We start from the raw sequence: 20431 nt of genomic DNA, 5'->3' as shown, positions 1-20431 counted from the left end.
CTTCTATATGGTCAGATCCAACTGTGCGCCCTTGCCTTCTTCCTGCACTTTTACAGGTTGGCTTGTTCCCGCCTTTATCTGTTCCATCAGTTTTTCCACGGATTCAGCCTTTGCCAGCTTCTTCTCCTTTAAAGATTCTTCCTCTTTCTTCTTCGCACGTTTTTCCGCTATCTGCTTCTGTACCTTTTCCTTATAGACCGTGCCGGGGTTTTCCATCGTATCCTTGCTCCTGCCGACCATCCAGTAAGACACTTTCCCATTCTTGTCAATAAGGGCGCCTGCGCTGAGTATCTCGTCATTGTTCTCCCTTGCGAACTTCTCAATCCGCTCCGAATTGCCAGACATTTCCGCAAAGACTTTCTCATACTTTGCCGCTGCTGCCGGGTCTGATGCCATCTTCTCTACAATGCTGGAAGAAACCGCTATGTTGTTATAGCCCCTGCTCCCAAGCATATAGGCATCTTCCTGTTTCCCATTCTTGAAATCCGCCACCGTTATGTTCACATCCGGGTATTTCTCCTTCAGACTATTCAGGTAAGCCTGCGAATCCCCATTGAGGGAACTGCTCCCATTTGCCCTGTCTGCTGCATAAGTGTTCGTGTAATCCGTTACTCCTGAAATTGCCATAATAATCATCCTCCTTCAAAAAATCTTACCTACGTCCCCTCTGTCATTCAGGGCCGCCCATGTCCCCTTGTGGTAAGTTCGGGCATGATCCTCCTTACTTCAAAATGTCCGCCGCCTCATATGCGGCAATCGAAACCGCCTTTTTGGTCATGCTGTCCTTATAATATCTCGCATCGGCTTCCTGCTCCATCAGCCTGCGTTTCAGGGCGGCTTCCTCCGCCAGCCTCTCATATTCTGCGTGTTTTGCCTCCCTTGCTCTGCGGGCTTCAACAAATTCCGATGATGAAACAGTAAATTTCAGTTCTCCCACCACACAAGCGTGGTTGATTTCTCCATTTTCATCAAATGTCATCAGAAAACCTTCGTTCTCACCGGGAGTAGAATTAGTTAATAAAAAACTATCCACCCGTTCCATTACTTTTTGTGCAAGTTCCGTGTTATTTTTCATTTTTTCTTCCAGTTCCGGTGGAATGACCACAGCAATCTTGCCAAGCATTGCATTCATCTTGGCGCGGACTGCCGGGCTCTGCATATCGGGTTCAGCTCCCGACGGTTTCCAGTTCAGAACAGAATCATCCGCATTATTGCTGAAATACTTATCCCACGGATAATCATTCCTCCCCCATAAGGAGCCGTCAATCTTGGATGTATCCATCACGTTGTAATATGCTCCCGGATACTTTGATTCCAGCATTTCCTCAAAACTTACATTCTCTGTTTTCCCTGCCGCCTTTGCCGCCGCAAGTTCCGCAAAACTCACGCCTTCGCTCTTGCCTGCCGCATTCTTCCGGTACTGCTCTGCCAGATAGTACCCTCCCAATTTACCGGTCACTCCGAAATCCATCTTCCTCTCTCCTTTCATTTTTCATCATCACCGACAGGATGAACACCCTGCCATTTATCTTAAAATCCACTGCTCCCTGGTATTTCTCCGCCGTGCTTTTGATGTTGGCAAGCCCTATCCCGTGGGATTTCCTGTCCGCCTTATCCGTCACCGGGAACTCCTCCTTCGCCTTAAGCACCAGCCGCCCGTCAAAGCTGTTCTCCACTTTCAGGATGAGCAGGTTCCCTTTCTGCAGGGAGCTTATACGGATAAAGGCGTCCGCCCCCGGCTCTTTCGCTTTCAGCTTCCGGCAGGCTTCGATTGCATTATCCACCGCATTCCCTAGGATGACTCCTATGTCATAGCTGTGTATCTGAATCCCTTGCGGGAGCAGCAGCTTATCCGCATCCATCCTTAAGTCAGGCATATCCCGCACTGCCTCATGGTATTTCATGTTAAGCAGGGTATCCACCACCGTGTTCCCCGTCCTGAACCGCACTTCCAGCTTTTCCAGCCCCCTGTTCAGCTCCGACAGGTACTCCTGCAGCTCCCCGCTTCCTTCCCCTGCGGAAAGGCGCTGGATGACGGCAAGGGTGTTCTTCATGTCATGCTTCATGCCCCGTATGCCGGAATAGATGCGCTCCATCTCCTCCATGTGTTCCTGCAGGCTGCTTATCTGTTTTTCGAGGACGATCCTGCCGCTCTTTTCCCTGTTCCAATAGATCATGTCCTGGAACAGCTTCACCCCGTACAAAATGGACAGCAGCGACAGGAGCAGGATTGCGGGAATCACGATGACGAGGATCGGATACCTGTCATACAGCATTTTAGGTACGCCGTCCTCTAGCGTGATCATGATGATACGCAGGAGCATACAGATCATCATGCCAACCGCTGACGGGGCGAGGATGAACAGCAGCTCCGTCCTGCTGATAAAATAATCCTTTTCCCGGAAATCCCGCACGACCTTTCTCAGCGAAAAATACAGCAGCAGGGCAATCCCGGCATACTGGATAAGCTGCGTCCCGGCCACACCGGCCTTTACCGCCATGCCGAAGGATTTTTCCGATGCGAGCATCCCTTTCCCCGCACACCAGTTAATGATGTCAAGCACCCACCCGTCCACCGCATTCAGCAGTATGACAGCCGCATACCTGCTGATGTCCAGTAACGCCTGGAACGATACCACAAGGAAAACCGTGACGGGGCGGAACGCCTTGTAAAAGCACACCGCAAGGGCTGACAGGATACAGAGCGACAATGCCAGCGTCCCCGCCGCCACCCTGTAATCCTCATATCCCGGCGGGGAACACCACACCACGGCTGTCCGCAGAGCCACATATAAGCCCGCCACATACATCCCGTTCCATCTGCCCCTCATCCTTGTTTCCAGAAAGCTCCCCAAAAAATACTGCAGGCAGTACCCCTGGAACACCGTGAGGGCAGAATATAACACGTCCGCCATCTTAAACACTGGACACACCCCCGTTCTGCAGGTGCCACATATAGGCTTTCACAAACTCCCCATACTTCTTTTTCGTCAGATACACCCTGTCGCCGTTCGTAAGCGTAATGCTCTCGCCGTCATATTCCGTGATGCAGTCCATGTTCACGATGTACGCCCGGTGGCAGCGGTAAAAATTCTCCCCAAGCTGCGCCTCCAGCTCATCCATCGCCGCATAGATCTCTATGGCCTGCGCCGCCCCTGTGGTGTGTATCTCCACCTTCTTCGCCCTGCTCTCGATATACAGGATTTCGGACTGGTCAAGGGTAAGGTTCCGCGACTTGATGAACAGCACACGGCGCTCCTTCTTCTTTGCGGCCTCCCGCACAGCCCTTTCCAGCACCTCCGCAAATTTTTCCTCGTCTATTGGCTTTAACAGGTACTGGAACGCATAGAGGTCAAATGCGTCAAACACATAATCCTTGATGCCCGTAACGAACACCAGCACGGTATCCTCCCGCCTTTCACGCAGGCTCCTTGCCGCCTCTATGCCGTTCATACCCTCCATCTGTATGTCAAGGAAAACGATGTCAAACCGCTTCCCCGATGCAAGCAGTTCCCCGCCCGTGGCATAGGCTTCTATGCGGCTTTCCGGCTGTTGTTCCTCCACCAGACCGCATATATGCTCCCTGATCGCTTTCTCATCATCCACAACTGCAATATCCAAAATCCATCACCTCAATCCATATAGGCATTCACTTCTTATATCGGCAGAAATTTTCCGTTTTTCGGGCGGAGGGAACGAAACGACCACTTTTCGGGAACGAAAGGCAGAAATGCAGTACGGAAATTTCAAAATCAGCTCTAAAGTTTTTCGCCATTCGTCCGATATGGCACAAACGCAAACCGCCGTGTAAGCATATTAACTCTGATTCCCCCGCTTTCCAAGCAATTTCCCTTATCAGTCCGCCCGGCCTGCCTGCGGAAAAGGCAGACCGCCGCATATGGCGGATGATGGCCATAGTGCGGCGGTCTGATTCTAGCTGGTGTTGATCCGTATAACATCGGCCTGCCTATTTCATAAGTCCAACATTGCATCTGATATGATGCGTATGCTTTCCTGCTGTTTTGATTGATTCTCCATCTGCTTCATGATCTTCCCGTCTTTTATGAATAAGATTTTTCTGGCATAACTTGCAACCACCGGGTCATGTGTCACTACCACAACCGCTTTTTTCTTCCGGCCATTTATTTCTGCAAAATAATCCATAATCTTTTTTGCTGATACCGTATCTAAATTCCCGGTCGGCTCATCTGCCAGAATGATATCCGGCTCATTAGACAATGCCCTTGCAATTGCTGCCCGCTGCTTTTCCCCGCCGGAAAGTTCATAGGGATATTTTTTCAAAAGGCCCGATATTTCCAAAAGGTCAGCATTCCTGTCAACAACTGCCCGCATATCCCGGTACTTTGTTTTATTCAGCACCATCGGGATCATGATGTTCTCCTCAACAGACAGATTATCCATAAGATTAAAATCCTGAAACACAAAGCCGATCCTGTTTTTTCTAAGTTCCGCCAGTTGGTCTGTACTGAGTCTCCGTACATCGACATCCTCATAAAACACCTTCCCCTTGGTCGGCCTGTCAATTGTTCCCATGATTTTCAACAGTGTCGTTTTCCCACACCCGGAATGCCCCATGATGCCTATAAAATCGCCCTTTTCCACATTAAAATCAATTCCCCGTAAAACAGGATATTCCCTGTCTCCGGCTACTTTATTCACGATGGAATGGTTATAACTTTTCTGTAACCCACATATATTTACCAGACTCATCCCGTATTCTCCTATTCATTTATAATGATTTTCGTATTCTTTTTAAGCACCATTTTTTTGATCCAGCAAAAGTACATGACATTGAAACCCACAAATATGATTTGGAATGGTATGTACTTACATATATAATATTCAAAGGCCATATCACTCCCGGCCATTTCCGCCGCCATGTATACGCCCGACAATAAGAGTGACAAAACAACAGGTATTTCCATCAGTTTCCTGTATTCCGAGGACATGGCCTTATAGATTGACTTTTCCGACATGCCAATATGGTACAGAATCCTGTACTTCTGATTTAAAAACGACATATCTCCCTGCAGCTTCAATGCAAAGATTCCAAAAAAGGAAAAGATGCAGAAAACTCCTGCGAATATACTGATAATCTTGACATAAGCCATATTTTCATCCGCATCCTTTAAGAATGCGCATCTCCAAAATATATCCGTCCCATTTTCCTGAAAGCAGTATCCATACTGTTCAAACTCTTTCTGCAGGCTTCCATTTTTAGCGAAAATGCTATACGCTTCGTCCTGACAGTCTGCCACCGCCGCCTCCGGCAATACGGCAAACTGCCAAAGACTGTCCGGCTGTTCCGTCCCGAAAACAATTTCATTCTGCCCTTTTGTAACGGTAAAGACCTTTTCTTCACTTAAGCAGATAAATTCCGGCTTTTCTATATCCAGCATCGTAGATTCATTTATCCATACAGCCTCTGTATCTTCCAGACGTAATTCCTGTGCTGTCAGCCGGCTGTAATCCCTGTCTGATATACAAAAAACAACTGTTCCATTGTACAGATACCCCTTTACTGCCGGTATCTCAATCCCGTCCCCGCCAAACATTTCCCGTGCCATGTCCTTCATGCCGCCGTCTTGTATGACTCCTACAAAACCATAAGGGTATACCGGGCTGTCCACATCTTCCGGCATCCGTGAAATCACGGCCCCACCCGTAAAGTACAGGACTGCAAAACTAAGCACCAGCATAATAAACAGCAGCCTGCAATTACTTTTAAACTGATAATAAAATTCATTTAACGTGACCATATGTTTATAATAAAAATTCTTAAACAGCTTCAGCAGCATCAACACCAGGCTGCCGCCATATGTCATAACCATGTATATCCCGGCCAGACATATGCCCATACTAATGAAACGATATGGAAGTCCACTTTCCCTGAGCAGACGCATCGAGGCAATGATGAGAACGATTCCCCCAATTACCAGAAAGCAGGTTCTGTTATGCCTCCCCTCCTTTTTCATTTCCCTCAGCCGCATTTCTGACAGGTTCCTTTTGCAAAAATACAATAATACCAATGGATATTCTAACAGGAAAATCATAAGATTTATTTTCATAACCAATTTGATAACCTGAACAACATCAGCCACGGAAACCGCAACCAGATATTGAAACAGGCGAAGGATATACAAAAGCAGGACAGAAAACAACCCTCCTGCCAAGATACCCAAAACCACAGAAAAAACATAAATGAATAAAAACTCCACAGAAAAAAATTTGAATATAAATTTTCTGCTGCTTCCCAGCATGAGCAGCAGGCTGTAATCCTTGTTCTTTGTCCTGACATAATACGCCGTTGAATAAAGGACAAAAAAGATAGACATCACCCCCGCCGCCAGAAAGAACATGGTGCAGAGCCAGTTCATGCTGCCGGTTTTTTCGTTCAGCCCATACCTGTCATTTACCATAAAAGCAGTCCCAAAAACCATCTCCAATGCAACTGACAGAATGATGCTGAAAGAATAAAGCAGCACATTTTTCTTATCCATATTTTTGTAAACCATTTTCGCAAGCATTACACTTCCCTCCTAGGCTTCCATGCTTTTCAGCACCTTTTCAAGCATCTCCACATATTCCTTAAAATTAGAAATGCCTGTTTCCGTAAGCCTGTATGAACTCTGCGGCTTTTTACTTACAAATTCTTTTTTACAACTGATGTAACCCCATTCCTCTAATTTCAAAAGCTGCGCTCCCAGGTTGCCAGAGGTTGCGTCCGTATATTTTTTTAACTCAGTAAAACTCTTTTCTCCCGTAACCAGTGCCGATATCACGGAAAGCCTCAATTTATTGCCAAATACCTCCGGCATTGAAGAAATCTCCATGCTATCTTTCTCCTTTTCTTTTCAGATGGATTCCAAGCAGTATCATCCCTGCCGAAACAATAATGCCTGTTAAAATGCTGTCGATACCTACATTTACATTATTTCCGAGTATACTCCCCACTTTGATCTCAATCCCCATCCCCGACAAAAACATATATAGGATCACAATAAGAAAAGCAGCCCTCTGTATCAGCTTATCCTGTATCACAAAACCTAAGACCAGACAGCCGATCAGAGGAAAAAGGAATGTTAAAGTCTTCTGATAAAAATAAACATCCTGCTCCCCAAAATTTACAGTCGAAAAGAATATGCGGAAAACCTCTCCGCCAATCAGGAGGGTTCCCCAAATATTGATCATGCTCAGACTCAAAGCATTATTTCGGTTCTTTAACTTATGCCGGTAAATAAAAAACAAAACAACATACCCTAATACCGATATGTAATTAAGCCCCCTGAAAAGCATCCAGACCGCATATGCTACATGATCCATCCCTTTTATAATCTGGAACAGGGTAACATATAACAAGCATGTCACCGTGTTTATCATGCCAATAGAAATGAAAAAATTGGCTATCCTCGAAAAATCATTCTGGGTTCTGTCAATTACTTTTTTGATCAAGTTTACTTCTTCAATTGCTTCTGTAACATTCTGCATCATAGTTTTCCTCCTTTTAGTCTATTTTATAGACTACTCTATATTATAGTTTGATTTCATATTTTGTCAAGACATTCTTTCTAAAATCATAGCTGAAACTGAGCTGTACCCGGCACTCCCTCTTTAGACCATGCTATGCTGCAAACATCCCTGCAGACTCTATATCACAGAATCATTGAACGACCTGAAGCCATCTCAAATCAAAAATGTATCATTTACCTCTTAGAACGTACACCCGCTGAGCGCACTCAACAAAAAAGAGCCGTCATCCAGCCCTTTTCACATTTACTCCATCTCTCTGAACGTGCCAGCCATTCCACCCACAAAGTTCCACTGGCGCTGCATATAGGATTTCAGATTTTCTGTACTTTGCCGATATGCCTCACGAGCTATTGTCACTACACCCTCTGCCAGAGCAACATACAGTTCTGAAATTCAGCCGACACTTTCCCGGTATCTTTCATCCATGAAAGGTAAGACCGCACCGTGCTTCCCACCAGCACATACTGCTCAAAATTCATGGAAAGACCATAGCCTTTGAACACTTCCTGCAGAATCCTATCAAAGCATATCGGCTCCCCACAAATGGACAGAATCCTGTCCGCCACCTCATGCACCTTATCCCTGTTATAGCAGACAAGTTCCTTCACATCAGTGGATGCCTCCGCATGGGCGGGGACGAACATGGCCGCCTCCATCTGCTCTACTTTATCCAGCGTTTCCAGATAAGCGCCAACGTCATAGATGAAGGAAACCGCGTATTTGTCCAGCGTCTCCCTGCTGCTGATGCAGTCCGCAAGGAACACCACATTGTCCGGCATACGGAATCCGACCATGTCAAAGAAATGCCCCGGCAGCGGTATCACTTCAATCTCCTTCGGGAAACTTTCATCTGAAAAATCTGTCACATCGCTTTCCTGCGCCATCAGGAACTTATGCCGCAAATCCTTACAGGGATAACCGCCGTAAAGGAAGGACGGCTCCAATACCGGATATTTCGTGAAAGCCGCCTCTATGCCGCCGGAATAAATCTTACATCTCGTCTGCCCCTGCAGATATCTGTTCCCGCCGATATGGTCTGCATTGGAATGGGTATTCAGTATGGCGGTCAGATGCCATCCGTTCTTATCCAGTATCTGCCTGACCTTCCGCCCTGCATCCTTATCATTCCCGCTGTCAACCAGATAGACATTATCCCCATCTGCCACATAGACACCTATCTTCGCCGGGCAGTTTATGTAATAGCATTTCTCACTGACCTGAACCAATTCATACATTTTCCGTTTCCTCCTTTAATTGTTCGGATAAAATATCACGTTATAGGCGGTGCAGGCTTTATCCGAAACATTGTGGTATGCGTGGGAAACATCAGCCCGGAAGCGTATTGACTGCTTTTCCTGCAGCAACACTTCCTTCCCGCCAATTACCATTTTCAGCGTCCCCTGCACCAGAAAAACATATTCTTCCACGCCCGCCACATGGGGAAGTGATTCATGGCGCACTCCTGCAGCAAACTCAATATAGAACACCTCCACATTCCGCACCGGGTCAAAGGGGAACAGAGGGTAAGCCCGCATCCCTCCGTTTTCCTCCGTGATCACATTTTCCCCATCAAGCCCGGCGACCATGTATTCCGCTTCTTCCTGTTTGCAGAAAAAGGACAATGGCATTTTCAGCCCTGTTGAAATCTTCCATAAAATGTTGATGGTGGGCGAGGACTGCCCGCGCTCGATCTGTCCCAACATGGGCTTGCTGACACCCGTCAGTTCCGCAACATCATCCAGCGTAAGCTGCCTTGTGTTCCGGATTTCTTTCAGCCGCTCGCCTATCTTCAATGAAACCTGCTCCATGATCCCTCCTCGTATATGTTTTATTAAACAAAATATATTATAACATATCGAAGAGCAAAATAAAAGAGCCATTGCACAGCCCATTTATGCCATCTCCCTAAACGTGCCAGCCATTCTCCCGACAAGGCTCCACTGGCGCTGTATATAGGATTTCAGATTTTCCGTGCTTTGCCTGTATACCTCCAGGACTGTTTCCTATTACTTTGACATAATATTGTTCCCGCTAAAGTAAAAGTGTCCTCGGAATTATAGCATAAAAATTTTCTGTTTTTCACCCGATTGCACGAAACAACTATTTTTCGGGAATGGAAAGCACAGATTTACTATGGCGTCCTTCCGCATTTTATGGAATTATTTTGGCATACATGGTATACTTGCCATATTAGATTTTACGGAGGTGTGGTTGATGAATTTTTCATTATTAGGAGGTTTCCACTCAAAATGGCAGGATATCCTTGTGATTGGGAAAACCACAGAACGGAATGGCATAAAATACCATATTGTCGGCATGACCTTATCCGATGAAGCAAAACTATACATTATAGAACCATACATGGAACCGGAAAGCCGGAACAGGAAAGGCATCCGTAATCACAGGAGGATGCTGAAAGAGCATGAAAGGCACGGATACAGTTATCTGCATTGCAGTGACCTCTGCCTTGGTGATGTGCATCTCAAGATACAAGGCGGCATGGGCAGCCCTATGGATTCTGATAATTATGGAATGATCCAGTTGTTTTTCGATATGATGGGTGCGGGCTGGACAGTTCCCGAATGGCTGAAAGATATAGATTGGGAAAATCTCATGCTGTTGACGCTGAACATAGCGGAGGTTGCAAAGCTGCCCCACCTTACACCTCAAACACCCATCACGATAACGCACAGGCCAAATCCCATCCAGCATATAATAGAAAAGACAGTTACCCTGAATGTCGGGAAATCCCGTTCTTTCTGTTTCGTGGATAATCATGGAGATGAGGTGCTTTGCCATATAAATTCTGTTGCCCTGATAGATGTGTGGAAAAATACGGAAAAAGAATTGAACAATCCCAAACTGGCAGAAAGGTTTTCCCCGGAACAGTTGAAAGAGGCGGCAAAACATAGTTATGATGCATTGGAGCAATGCTGTCCTAAAGGGATGTGCTATATAGGCATAGAATATGAATGCAGTAAAAATTATGACCTTACCTTCTACTCCAAACAATATTTGAAATCCCGCCCGGAAACACATCAGGGAAGTTCCCATTTTCTCATGATGCGCTTAAAACCCGATCAGGAAACAGGAACGCACGGACTTCCGCTGAAAGGCTGTGTGATACAGACACCAGTTCCTCCGGATACCATCAAAATTCCTGCGGAACTGTTTTTATACCATGAAAGAATGGATGAGTGGACTGAAACTATTTTGTAAAAATGAAATACTAAAACAGCCCTTTTTCATCGTTATCATTTATCCATTAAATTTTTACCGCTTTGCTCATATACAAACACGGAAACTCTGCATACTATCACGGAAACTCATATACAAACACGAAAACTCCATGCAGTTTCCGTGTTTGTATCATATCCCCCGTTTTTCAACAGCATTTTCCGTCAAGCTAATCCATCTTTCACTCAAAACCGCCAATATCCTACTCCATTTTTCCTTTCCGCTTTATACTATCACGGAAACCCCTGACTTTTGCGTGAAAGTATACTTTTGCCTGATAGTACGATTTTATCCCCTATCGCCATCCTATCAGCGGCATCAAAAAACACAAAAATGGGGGCCCACCACCCACCGTGATGAACCCCACCAAGCCTCAAAATCCCTTGATTTTAAGCCATTCTTCAATACTTTCGCCTGCGAGTACCCAAATTCCTATGGCATCAACTGGAAATAGCCACCTGGGCGGCTGTTAAATATTGTTCAGGGATACTGCACATTTTTCATTCACATAAATTCTCTAAGACACAGAGAGGTCACACTTATACAAGGGGAGGGGTCAAAACCGTGACCACAGGGGTCACATTCACAGCCATAGGGGTCAGACCTTTTGCCGCAGGGGTCAAAACAGCCACAGAGGGGTCAGACTTGCGACCACTGTGGCTGTCCGTAACCGCCGCTCCCATATTGCCTTGGCACAGCCCCAAAAACAAACAAGGGATTCCGACAACACCCAATATGCCGAAGCCCCTTGTTTTCAGCGGTTTTCCCAATATTCTGTTCATGCCCTTTGTATCAAATAAGCGGTTTACATTTCCACATCATTCTATTTTGAGTTTTGTTTTCTTCCTATTACTTCGGCAGAAAACCGTTCTCACTAAAGCATAAGCATCCACTGAATTATACCATAAAAAATTTCTGTTTTTCACCCAATGGCACGAAACGACTATTTTTCGGGAGCGGAAAGCAAAAAAGAGCCATCGAACAGCCCTTTTCACCCATCATCATTTATTCATTAAGTTTTTAGCATTTTATTCATATACAAACACGGAAACTCTTTACACTATCACGGAAACACCTGTATTATCACGAAAACTCCCAGTGGGTTTCCGTGATAGTACAGGCAGTTTCCGTGATAGTGTAAGGGTTTTGCCTGCGAGTATCGACTTTTGCGTGATAGTATGGAGTTTTGCCTGATAGTGTCCGAGTTTCCGTGATAATAACCGACTTTTGCCTACGAGTATATACTATTGGGCAAAACAACCCTAGAACAAAAGTTTGCGCCCTCATCAATGTAAAAATGCCCCTAAAAGCACACGGAAATAATGTAACTTTGTAAGTTATGCAGTGCCAAAAACGCCGTGTTTATGGGCTTTGTCGGCTTTCCGTGTCCGTATCTGCCGGGGAAGAAGACACCATCCCATGCCAGCTTTATCGCTCCCATTTTTGATGAAATAAAATCAAAATTCTTCCTCCTCTGGCTCAAAATATTCTAACAGTGAGAGATACAATTCTTCCGGGCGGTCTGACAGGTCATCATTATAACTACACATATCCTGCTCTGTATGATTCGTGTATTCCACCTGCACCCGCCATGACGGACTGCCCTCCGGCTCTTTTGGGGGCTGAATTTCCAGTCTGTCCTCCAAATCTTCCATGAAAAAGCCTTCTTCCCCCTCAAGAAACGGGTCATAATCTTCCTCATCAGGGTTCAGGCAATAATCCTGCTCCCACATAAAAATTTCCAGTGTATGCACAATGTACCGCAGCAGCTTCGCCATCTGCCCGCCCTCCAGCGTGACAGACTGCCCCTCACCCTCTGCTTGAAAATCCGTCATGGTAAGCACACGGCTTTTCCGGTCAATGGTAAAACGCCGATCCGCCAGCTCCATATCGCCGTATCCATCATAAACCTCTGTATGTACTTCAAAAGACAATGTATTGATGACAAGTTGCTTTTTCATGGCATTGCGCTCCGCATGGGGAAAGCATACATTATAAATCTCCCTGGCCGTGTCCGCCACCTCTGGGCAGTCATCTTTCATTTTGGCTTTCAGCCATTTCTTCTCACCCTCTGAAAGCCGCCTCATTGGGAAACTCATTAACCGGTTCATATCCATTGCCGCCGCTTTTTCCGCAGCGCTCAAACGGGAACAGGCTTTGCAGATATGAACTGCGTGGCCTTTTCCGGAAAATTTCTCATTTGCCTTATATTCGCCGCATATTTTACAGTAATGCCCGTGCGGGCGGTTTTTCTTTTTTGGCATCGCAGATTCCCCCGTTCCTGCACCTATTATACAGTGAACCGTCAAAATTTCAAAGATAGCTGAAAGTTATTTTAAAAATTCTTTATACCGAATATGCTATTCCGGCTGAAACAAAAAAAACAGGCTTCCCCTGCCCGTATGGAAAACCTGTTTTTCTTTGTTTTATTCCGCTTCTGTTAATTCAAGTTGCTCAAATTCTTCATTGGTCATATTATGCAGCTTTTCGATCACCCTGCCGGACAGTTCCAGCATATCCGTATCCTCCAGATACGGCAAAGTTCTCTCAATATCCTCTATGACTTCGCTCCTGCTTTCTCCTGCGAAAACGCAGATTAAATTGCTTTCTTCCACAGTAAACCTTGTATCCATATCCTTACATCTCCCTCTGCTTATTTTTTATGTTTTCTTCCTGCTCCCTGCCCCGTCCTGCCACCTGCGCCTTTTTCTCCGCAAGGCGGGCTTTTAAGGACGGTTTTGTGGCTGGCCTGTCCTGTGCCTTTTTGTTTTCCTCTTTCTGCGCTTTCTCCCCTGCGCCGTTATTCAACACATTATCTACCATGTTATAATTCTGTTCTTCCATTTCCTCGATCTTGGCAAGGGGCTTGTACTCCGCCAGCTTTCCAAGAAACTCCATAGCCCGCTTTCTCTCCTCCCGCTCCGTTCCGTCCGCCGCTATGTCGGCAAACCACAGTGCCATGTCACGGGTATCTCTCTGTTTCAAGGCTTCCGCAATCTCTGATACGCTCTCCGTCATGCTTTGGTTATTGTCATGGTAAAGGGCTGTGTCATAACCGTAGATAAAACGGTCAATCTCCACCGCAAGCTGTTCCGCAGGTGTCAGGTCAGGCATACGCTTCTCCCATACCTTTGCTTCCATTTCCTCGCTCAGATGACCGTCTATCTCCATTTCCGGCAGCTTGGCCACAAGCTCCGTGATTATTTCCATCGCCTGCAGATTCCCTTTTATGTCAGGGATATACTCTAAAATGTCAAGGTCAATCCTGTTCCCGGACAAAATATCCATCCCCACATCCTCGAATACTTCCGTTCCCGGCATGTGGATATTGATGCCGATTGCGGGGATTCCGTTCATGCGCTCCGGCGGTATCTGTTTCCAGATTGCCACGGCTTCCTCCACAGTAGGGATATTCTCATAAAACTCGCCCAGATTGTGGAACTCCCCACATTCCGCAACCGTCAGCGTCACTTCTGTTTCCGCCTGCTCCTGGGATAAGGACACCGGCTCTTTTTCCCTTGCCTCACACACTCCCTCCAGATAGTCCTCCACCTGCGGAAGATAAGTTTCAAGCGTTCCCGTCCGTTGTGCGGTGATCGGGTTTATATCCACTTTCACGCCGCCGATATGGAGAGCATCCCCGTTAAATGTATCAAACAGGACATCTTCACGCTCACTTGTGGAAAGCTCCACCACCACGTCAAGGTCAGAGCCTTCCTGCTCCAATCCCCGACAGCGGCTCCCTACTACTGCCACATCCACAATCTCCGCATTAATGCCGGATTCGTCTAACTGCGCCTGCACATGGCATTTTACGGTTTCTTCAATCTCTGCCGGATTCATTTCACTGATCTCATGGAACAACTCATTGGTCTTTGCCTTGAAATTTTCCACCACGTTTCCCTGTGCCTGCGGTTCAATGCGGTTTGCGGCTTCCACCTTTTCCATCAAGACATCATAATCAATCGGTATCAGTTCATCATCGTCACGGATATTTCCCCTTGCGCCATTGTCAAAAGGATTTTCTTTCAAATCTGTCACTATATCGTCAAACGCTTCCCGGATACTGACATCGGAATTGTCATATACGCCCCCGTCTATCTCCTTATAGTCAGTGCCCATAATGGAATAATCATAGCCCCCGTCAACCTCCTGAATACTGATGAAGCGGTCTGCTATCTGGAAAGCAAGTTCCGTTTCCTGCTCCCCTTTTAAGGATTTCTTCATCTGCGCAAGCACTTGGTCTTTTTCATCTCCAAGGTCAATGATCTCGTCCTCATCCTCCATATCCTCAAATAGCTGTGTTTTATCCGCCTTCTCCGGCTTATTCTGTTCGGATTGCGGCTTTGCCTGTTTTGTTTCCGGCGGTTCTTCCTGCTTCAGCTCTGACCGTTCTGTTTCCTGATATTCTTGCTGCTTCGGCTCTGACTTCTGGACATCATGTCCAGAAGTGTCCGGCTCTTTCTCCTGTGCGGCAGACATTTCTTTTTCCTTCTCCAAGACTTCTCTGCGGAACATATCAATAAAACCGTCCAATACTGCCGGGTGGCTGCTTACGATCAGTTCACGGTTTACATCTATCCCATGCACAAGATTTTCCGGAATGTAAAACTCCGCCGCCCATGCTTTGTTATCCCTCGAAAAGCGCCCATCCCATGATTCCTGCTGGAGCGTGTTGGCAAGGACAAAGGCGATACGGTCTGAACCGTACTGCTCCGCCAGAGGCTTCACAATATCATGCTTTAAGTGCATACCGTCAAAATTCTGCCGGATTGTTCCCTCAACCGCTTCTTTGCACTCCCTGTCAAGTTTCCGGGAATCCATATATTTATCCACTTCCCCATGTTCCATCGCATATACCAGGGTATGCCCGTAGAAATCCGGATAGCTTTTTTGTTCTGCCTTTTCAGCTTCTGGCTTCTGGACACCATGTCCAGAAGTGGCCTGTGCTTCCTCCTGTGGCGCTTCCGGCTCTATTCCTTCCTTTTCCTGTTCTTCCACGCCTTCCAGTTCCCGCATGAAATCAGGAAGCCCGGTAAAGCCAAATGAATCTACAAAGTGTGCGCTGTTCTTCCCGTCCTCATGCAGCACTACAATATCGCTGACAGAAAGGGAATGCCCCTTATAATCTGCCGGGTGGTCTATATTGAATTTCTCAAAGACCATTTCCAGTGTTACGCTCTGCGTCCGCCCTTGCAGCTCGGAAAGCTCACCCACATAAACAAGGTTGTAATTCTCCGGCTTAATGGCATCGAGATTGTCTTTTATAATTCCCCTGCGCTTTAAGGATTCCGTGCCGGCAAACTGGAATTGCCGCATTTCGGGAATATCTTTTAACTGATAAATGCCATACTTATCAGAATCCCCATATAAAAGCCGCGCTTCCTTATTTGCCCTGCCTTCCGCAAGTTGCTCCCGCAACGCCCGCAGGCTCTTTTCATTCTCCCAATCGCCTTTTTCAATGCCAAAGATACCCTCATGGGCTATGATCTGTTTCCTGTCATTCACGGTTGTTTCCGAACCGTCCTCATGGAGTAGGTATACGGGCAGGTCATGGTCAAAAAGTTCCAATGCCCTCTCTTGCGTCAGCGGCAGCATTTCGCCCCATGTATAGCCGTATTCCTCCATCTCCCATAAACCAATCATCGGGTCAGGAAGATCGTCAATCTCCGTCTGTGCGTCAATAACCGCAAGGACAGCCCCCTGATTACCCTCCGCTTCCTCATAATAAATACGCTCCGCAAGCTCCCTTGTCTTTTCCATGTCATTCAGCTTAAAGGCATAATTCACGATAAGATTGCGCTCGTCATCGGAAAAAGCGGTCTTTGCAAACTCTAACCGGTTGATGATACCCTCTGCCTGCTTTGCCGGGGAAAGGTGGCTCATCATGGTTATCTCTTTTTTAACCAGGTCAATTTCAAAGTTATTAAACTGCGGCATACCGGAATTTCTGCCGCCGCCCACAATGATAGGGATATAGTCAGCTCTATATCTTTTCAGGCAGTCACGGATATTCTGTGTGTTCTTATCTTCCAGCTTTGTAAGCGCAGCCATGATCTCCTGCACTTCCTCTGGTGTCTTGTTGGTAATGCGCTCCACCTCAAAACCATGCGAATGTGTAATTTTCAAAATTACATCATCCGCACTGATCGGCTCCTTTGCCCTCTTGTTCAGTTCCATTTCCACTTTTATATCAATGACCTCGTTTGTGTCAGTGTTATACCGGACATCAAGGCGGTGTTCCCCAAACTCTTTTGTATCCTGATTGGCAATCTCTGTCGTCCATGCACCCCTGCTCTCCAGGTATGCGGCAACATTGCGCCTGTCATTGTCATTCATGGCAGAGAGAGTTTCCACAACCTCTGCAGCATCCATTCCCCGGACATTTACAAGGCTGTACTCGGACAGATCGCTGTTCTGTATCAGCAAAAGGCTCTCTTTCTCCTGCCCCTGCATCAGTTCCCGGTCACGCTGCAATTCCCGGAGCTGCCCCTCAATGCCCGTGATAAGTTCCGATGCCGTCCTGCGGATTGTGTCAAGGGAAGATTTCAGTTCCCTCATGTCATGCCCCGATGACCAGCCTGCAATATACCCAAAAGAATACTCCGAGGTATCTATGCCGAAATGCTGGCATACTGTATAGGCAATACTTTCGGCTTCCACCTCTTTGGTATTCCTGTCCTTTGCGGGCGCAAGAATATCCTTGTTGACTTCCTTATCATGCAGCATGGAATGGGCGGTTTCATGCACCATCGTCTTTAAAGTCTGGCTCTCGCTCATGCCTTCCCGCACCGCAATCCGCTTTTCTGTGGGGCGGAAGAAGCCTTTGGAATCTCCGGGAATATCTTCAAAACTGACCGGAACCGGGGCAACAAAGGTAATCGCCTTTATAAAGTCCTCATAGCCCTCCACTGTGGACAGAAGTTCTTTGGCCTCCAGTTCCGGTATTGGCTCCCCGTCCGTCTGCGCTACATCAAATACAGACACGGCACGGAAAGCGGGGATTTTTATCTCCACTTCCTCTGTCTGCGGCATACCGTCTTTATCCAGCACGACCTCCCCGGTCACAGGGTCTAACTTATCCCGTTCCTCTTTGATTTTATATGGGGCAGGGGCAAGGATACGGATTCCCCTCTCCCCCTTATTTACATGGCGGTTGAAATTCCTCTGCCACGCTTGGTACCCTGCGACTAAGGTTGCGTCAGGGCGTTGTAAGGCTATCAGGAGCGTGTTGTTAAAACTGTAATTATGAAATTTTGACATGGTGGAGAGGTAGCTTTTATATTTCTCGCTTTCAAAAAGTTCCTTTAAGCCTTCCTCCAGCTTGTCAGTGATCTCTTTTACTTTCTGTTTTTCTGTTTTTGCGTCTGCCATATCTATTTTCCTTTCTTTGCATGAAAAAAAGACAATCTGTTATGACTGTCTTTCTTCCCGAAAACAGAAAAAGCAGCGAATTGTTTTCTCTAACAAAAACAAATTCACTGCTTTACTGTTTGTGTTATTTAGTTACTGTGATTATGCCAGCACAGGCTCTCTTTTTCTAATGACAGCCTCCACTTCCTCTATGGTCTTTTCCACACATTCTGCTATCTGCTCTAACGTATAGCCTTTCCTGTGCATATTCAAAATAATTTTTTCTTCTCTCTCTGCTCCGCCTTTTTCTCTAATTCCCTGTGACAAATTACACATGGCGCTCACGTCCTCTCTTATTCTATCATCTACTACAATACTATACTCCTTTTCAATGATTCCTAATTTTTCATCAACGGTCAGCTCCATTGAAAGCAACGTACTCAGCAAACGATGTAGCTCGTACTTCTCATCATGCTCCGGAAGTTCATTTGATATACCTATCAGGACAATATTCAGCAGGTCAAGCCTGCCTTTCCACGAATAAGAACCTAACAGCTTATCATCCGTCAGATGCACATAATCCATACTGTTCTCGTCCATGCCCATACATACCCATATGGAGAAAACACGTTTTATGTCATTGTAGTTTGTCTTTACAAAATCCCGTTCCTTCTGCGAGGAAACAAGGCGGCTCACATAGAAAACTGCCCTGTTCAGGATATGGTAGCTTGTCGGTTCATCCTTCTGTCCTTCCACGTTCACGATAACCTGCGAGATACCGTCTTTCATCCTCACATAAAAGATAATGTCAAACCGTATAAGCCCCTCGTTTATCTCCGCATTTTCCGTATTCATCCCGACAATGCGCTGCCCGTTTTCTTCTTTTTCAATATTGGTCAGCCCCGGCTCCACCGGAACCACGCTGATAAATGGCTCTCCCTCGATATAGGATACCACATCTTTCGGGTTCATTCCCTTAAACTCATCAACGGTCTTTATCAGAATATGCGCCAGAATGATCTTATTACCTAAAAGGCGTTTTGCCTTATCATCATACTGTGCGTCCTGGTCTGTTGCGCTGACCGCATTTTTTATTTCCGTATCCATCAGCCATAAACCTCCTTTTTGTATGGTAGGAAACGCAAAAGCCATTCCCAAAAGGTATATGACCTCAATGCAATTATACCCCGAAATCCCGGCTAAATCAATCGGAACTTTTTTTGAAAGCAACGGAACATCTTCTGAAATTTCATTGACCTTATGACTGTTACAGCGTTTCTTCCTTCCTTTTCGCTTTTTCAGTATCAGCCCGATCTGCCCCGGACGCTTGTGCCTTGTATGCCGCCAGCTTCTCTTTTAACGATGCCCGCCGCACAGGCTTGTCAGCCATTGCCGCGGCAACTCTCAGCCCACCATTCCCCATTGTATAATCACGCCTTGTGTTTTCTACCGGGTATGGTATCGGTGCATTGGCGGCTTTTTCGACTGTTTCTGGTTGCTCAGAAACGTTTTCCGTCTGCCCTGGCTTCTGGACATCATGTCCAGAAGTTTCCTGCCCTCCGTTTTCTTCCTCCGGCACATCGTCCATGCCAATCGCATCATCCCCCTTTTCGTCCATATTGAGCAAGGCATTTAAGGCAGATAATCGTTCCAGTTTCTCCACAAGCTCCGCTTCCTGTGCGAACGGCTTTGTGACTTCCGCTTTTGCGGTTTCAAGCTGTCGCTCCACGGTTTCCAGTTTCGTCTGCGCTTCGGAAAGCTGTTTCGGCATGGATTCCAGGGCGTGGTTGATACGGGCAATGTTGCCGAGAGGGTCAGAACCGACTTCTAAGTTATGGGAAAGCTGCCCTTTTAAATTCATCACAAATTTGTGATTGAATGAATCAAAGGACACCGCCATTTTAAATCCAGCATACTCCCCGACCGTGGCAGGCACATTGACCGTTTTCATCTCCTTGCACATCTCCATAAGGGCGGTTCCGGCTTCTTTTTTATCCGTATAAGCCTTATCCCCGACTTTCATAAAAAACTGCTCTTTATCTGCCGGGAGATTTGCTTTTGCGGTCTGAATGTCAGCTTCCATGCCCTCTATCCTCTCTTTCAGAATGGCTATTTGCTGCGGATAGTGCTTTGCAATATTATCCTCAAGTTTATATTTCTGGCTGGTGTGGTTCGCCTTCATCAGTTTCAGCTTTGATACCTGTATGTCGAGATCATGAGGTAAGCACAGTCTGTCGCCAACTTCGACAGCACCATACTCCCTCCTAAAACCGTACTTACACCTCTCAGC

16 protein-coding genes are annotated in these 20431 nt (G+C 46.5%); 1 reads left to right on the top strand and 15 read right to left on the bottom strand.

Annotation, left to right across the window (positions count from 1 at the left end):
- Window positions 1–3: 3 nt before the first annotated feature.
- From NFS31_RS20415 to NFS31_RS20370, 10 genes are all read right to left on the bottom strand, one after another.
- Window positions 4–627, bottom strand: a complete 624-nt coding sequence (locus tag NFS31_RS20415) for a DUF6033 family protein (protein WP_251499251.1) — start codon at window positions 625–627, stop codon at window positions 4–6.
- Between the two features lie 94 nt (window positions 628–721).
- Window positions 722–1471 carry a hypothetical protein gene (locus NFS31_RS20410; RefSeq protein ID WP_251499249.1) on the bottom strand — a complete coding sequence of 250 codons (750 nt, stop codon included), beginning with the start codon at window positions 1469–1471 and terminating at the stop codon, window positions 722–724.
- The gene (locus NFS31_RS20405; protein ID WP_251499298.1) at window positions 1449–2915 is read right to left on the bottom strand and encodes a sensor histidine kinase; all 1467 of its coding nucleotides are present in this window, start codon (window positions 2913–2915) and stop codon (window positions 1449–1451) included. Before NFS31_RS20405 ends, NFS31_RS20410 begins: the two co-directional genes overlap by 23 nt.
- Before the next feature lies 1 nt (window position 2916).
- The gene (locus NFS31_RS20400) at window positions 2917–3621 is read right to left on the bottom strand and encodes a LytR/AlgR family response regulator transcription factor (protein WP_251499247.1); all 705 of its coding nucleotides are present in this window, start codon (window positions 3619–3621) and stop codon (window positions 2917–2919) included.
- A 351-nt stretch (window positions 3622–3972) separates the two neighbouring features.
- Window positions 3973–4731: an ABC transporter ATP-binding protein gene (locus tag NFS31_RS20395; protein ID WP_251499244.1), complete on the bottom strand. Its 759-nt coding sequence runs from the start codon at window positions 4729–4731 to the stop codon at window positions 3973–3975.
- Between the two features lie 11 nt (window positions 4732–4742).
- On the bottom strand, window positions 4743–6548 hold the full coding sequence (locus tag NFS31_RS20390) for an FtsX-like permease family protein (protein WP_251499242.1): 1806 nt from the start codon (window positions 6546–6548) through the stop codon (window positions 4743–4745).
- A gap of 12 nt (window positions 6549–6560) precedes the next feature.
- Window positions 6561–6854 (bottom strand): transcriptional regulator, encoded by a 294-nt coding sequence (locus NFS31_RS20385; protein ID WP_251499239.1) that lies wholly within the window; start codon window positions 6852–6854, stop codon window positions 6561–6563.
- Window position 6855: 1 nt separating this feature from the next.
- A complete protein-coding gene (locus tag NFS31_RS20380) occupies window positions 6856–7512 on the bottom strand; it encodes a hypothetical protein (RefSeq protein ID WP_251499238.1) in 657 nt (218 codons plus the stop codon).
- Between the two features lie 395 nt (window positions 7513–7907).
- Window positions 7908–8786: an MBL fold metallo-hydrolase gene (locus NFS31_RS20375; protein WP_251499235.1), complete on the bottom strand. Its 879-nt coding sequence runs from the start codon at window positions 8784–8786 to the stop codon at window positions 7908–7910.
- A 15-nt stretch (window positions 8787–8801) separates the two neighbouring features.
- The gene (locus NFS31_RS20370; protein WP_251499233.1) at window positions 8802–9359 is read right to left on the bottom strand and encodes a helix-turn-helix domain-containing protein; all 558 of its coding nucleotides are present in this window, start codon (window positions 9357–9359) and stop codon (window positions 8802–8804) included.
- Between the two features lie 601 nt (window positions 9360–9960).
- Between NFS31_RS20370 and NFS31_RS20365 the strand changes: the two genes are divergently transcribed.
- Window positions 9961–10770, top strand: a complete 810-nt coding sequence (locus tag NFS31_RS20365; RefSeq protein WP_251499230.1) for a hypothetical protein — start codon at window positions 9961–9963, stop codon at window positions 10768–10770.
- A 1475-nt stretch (window positions 10771–12245) separates the two neighbouring features.
- Here the strand turns inward: NFS31_RS20365 and NFS31_RS20360 are convergent.
- From NFS31_RS20360 to NFS31_RS20340, 5 genes are all read right to left on the bottom strand, one after another.
- Window positions 12246–13052: a hypothetical protein gene (locus NFS31_RS20360; RefSeq protein WP_251499228.1), complete on the bottom strand. Its 807-nt coding sequence runs from the start codon at window positions 13050–13052 to the stop codon at window positions 12246–12248.
- Between the two features lie 162 nt (window positions 13053–13214).
- Window positions 13215–13421: a transposon-transfer assisting family protein gene (locus NFS31_RS20355; RefSeq protein ID WP_251499225.1), complete on the bottom strand. Its 207-nt coding sequence runs from the start codon at window positions 13419–13421 to the stop codon at window positions 13215–13217.
- Between the two features lie 4 nt (window positions 13422–13425).
- A complete protein-coding gene (locus tag NFS31_RS20350; RefSeq protein ID WP_251499221.1) occupies window positions 13426–18162 on the bottom strand; it encodes a DUF3849 domain-containing protein in 4737 nt (1578 codons plus the stop codon).
- 141 nt (window positions 18163–18303) lie between these two features.
- Window positions 18304–19248: an Rpn family recombination-promoting nuclease/putative transposase gene (locus NFS31_RS20345; protein ID WP_251499218.1), complete on the bottom strand. Its 945-nt coding sequence runs from the start codon at window positions 19246–19248 to the stop codon at window positions 18304–18306.
- Window positions 19249–19408: 160 nt separating this feature from the next.
- Window positions 19409–20323 (bottom strand): helicase, encoded by a 915-nt coding sequence (locus NFS31_RS20340; protein WP_334303117.1) that lies wholly within the window; start codon window positions 20321–20323, stop codon window positions 19409–19411.
- Between the last annotated feature and the right edge of the window lie 108 nt (window positions 20324–20431).

Source organism: Otoolea muris, from assembly GCF_943193115.1.
GTDB classification, from domain to species: domain Bacteria; phylum Bacillota; class Clostridia; order Lachnospirales; family Lachnospiraceae; genus Otoolea; species Otoolea muris.
Note: the sequence above shows the minus strand (reverse complement) of the source record. Positions and strands in the feature narration are given on the sequence as shown.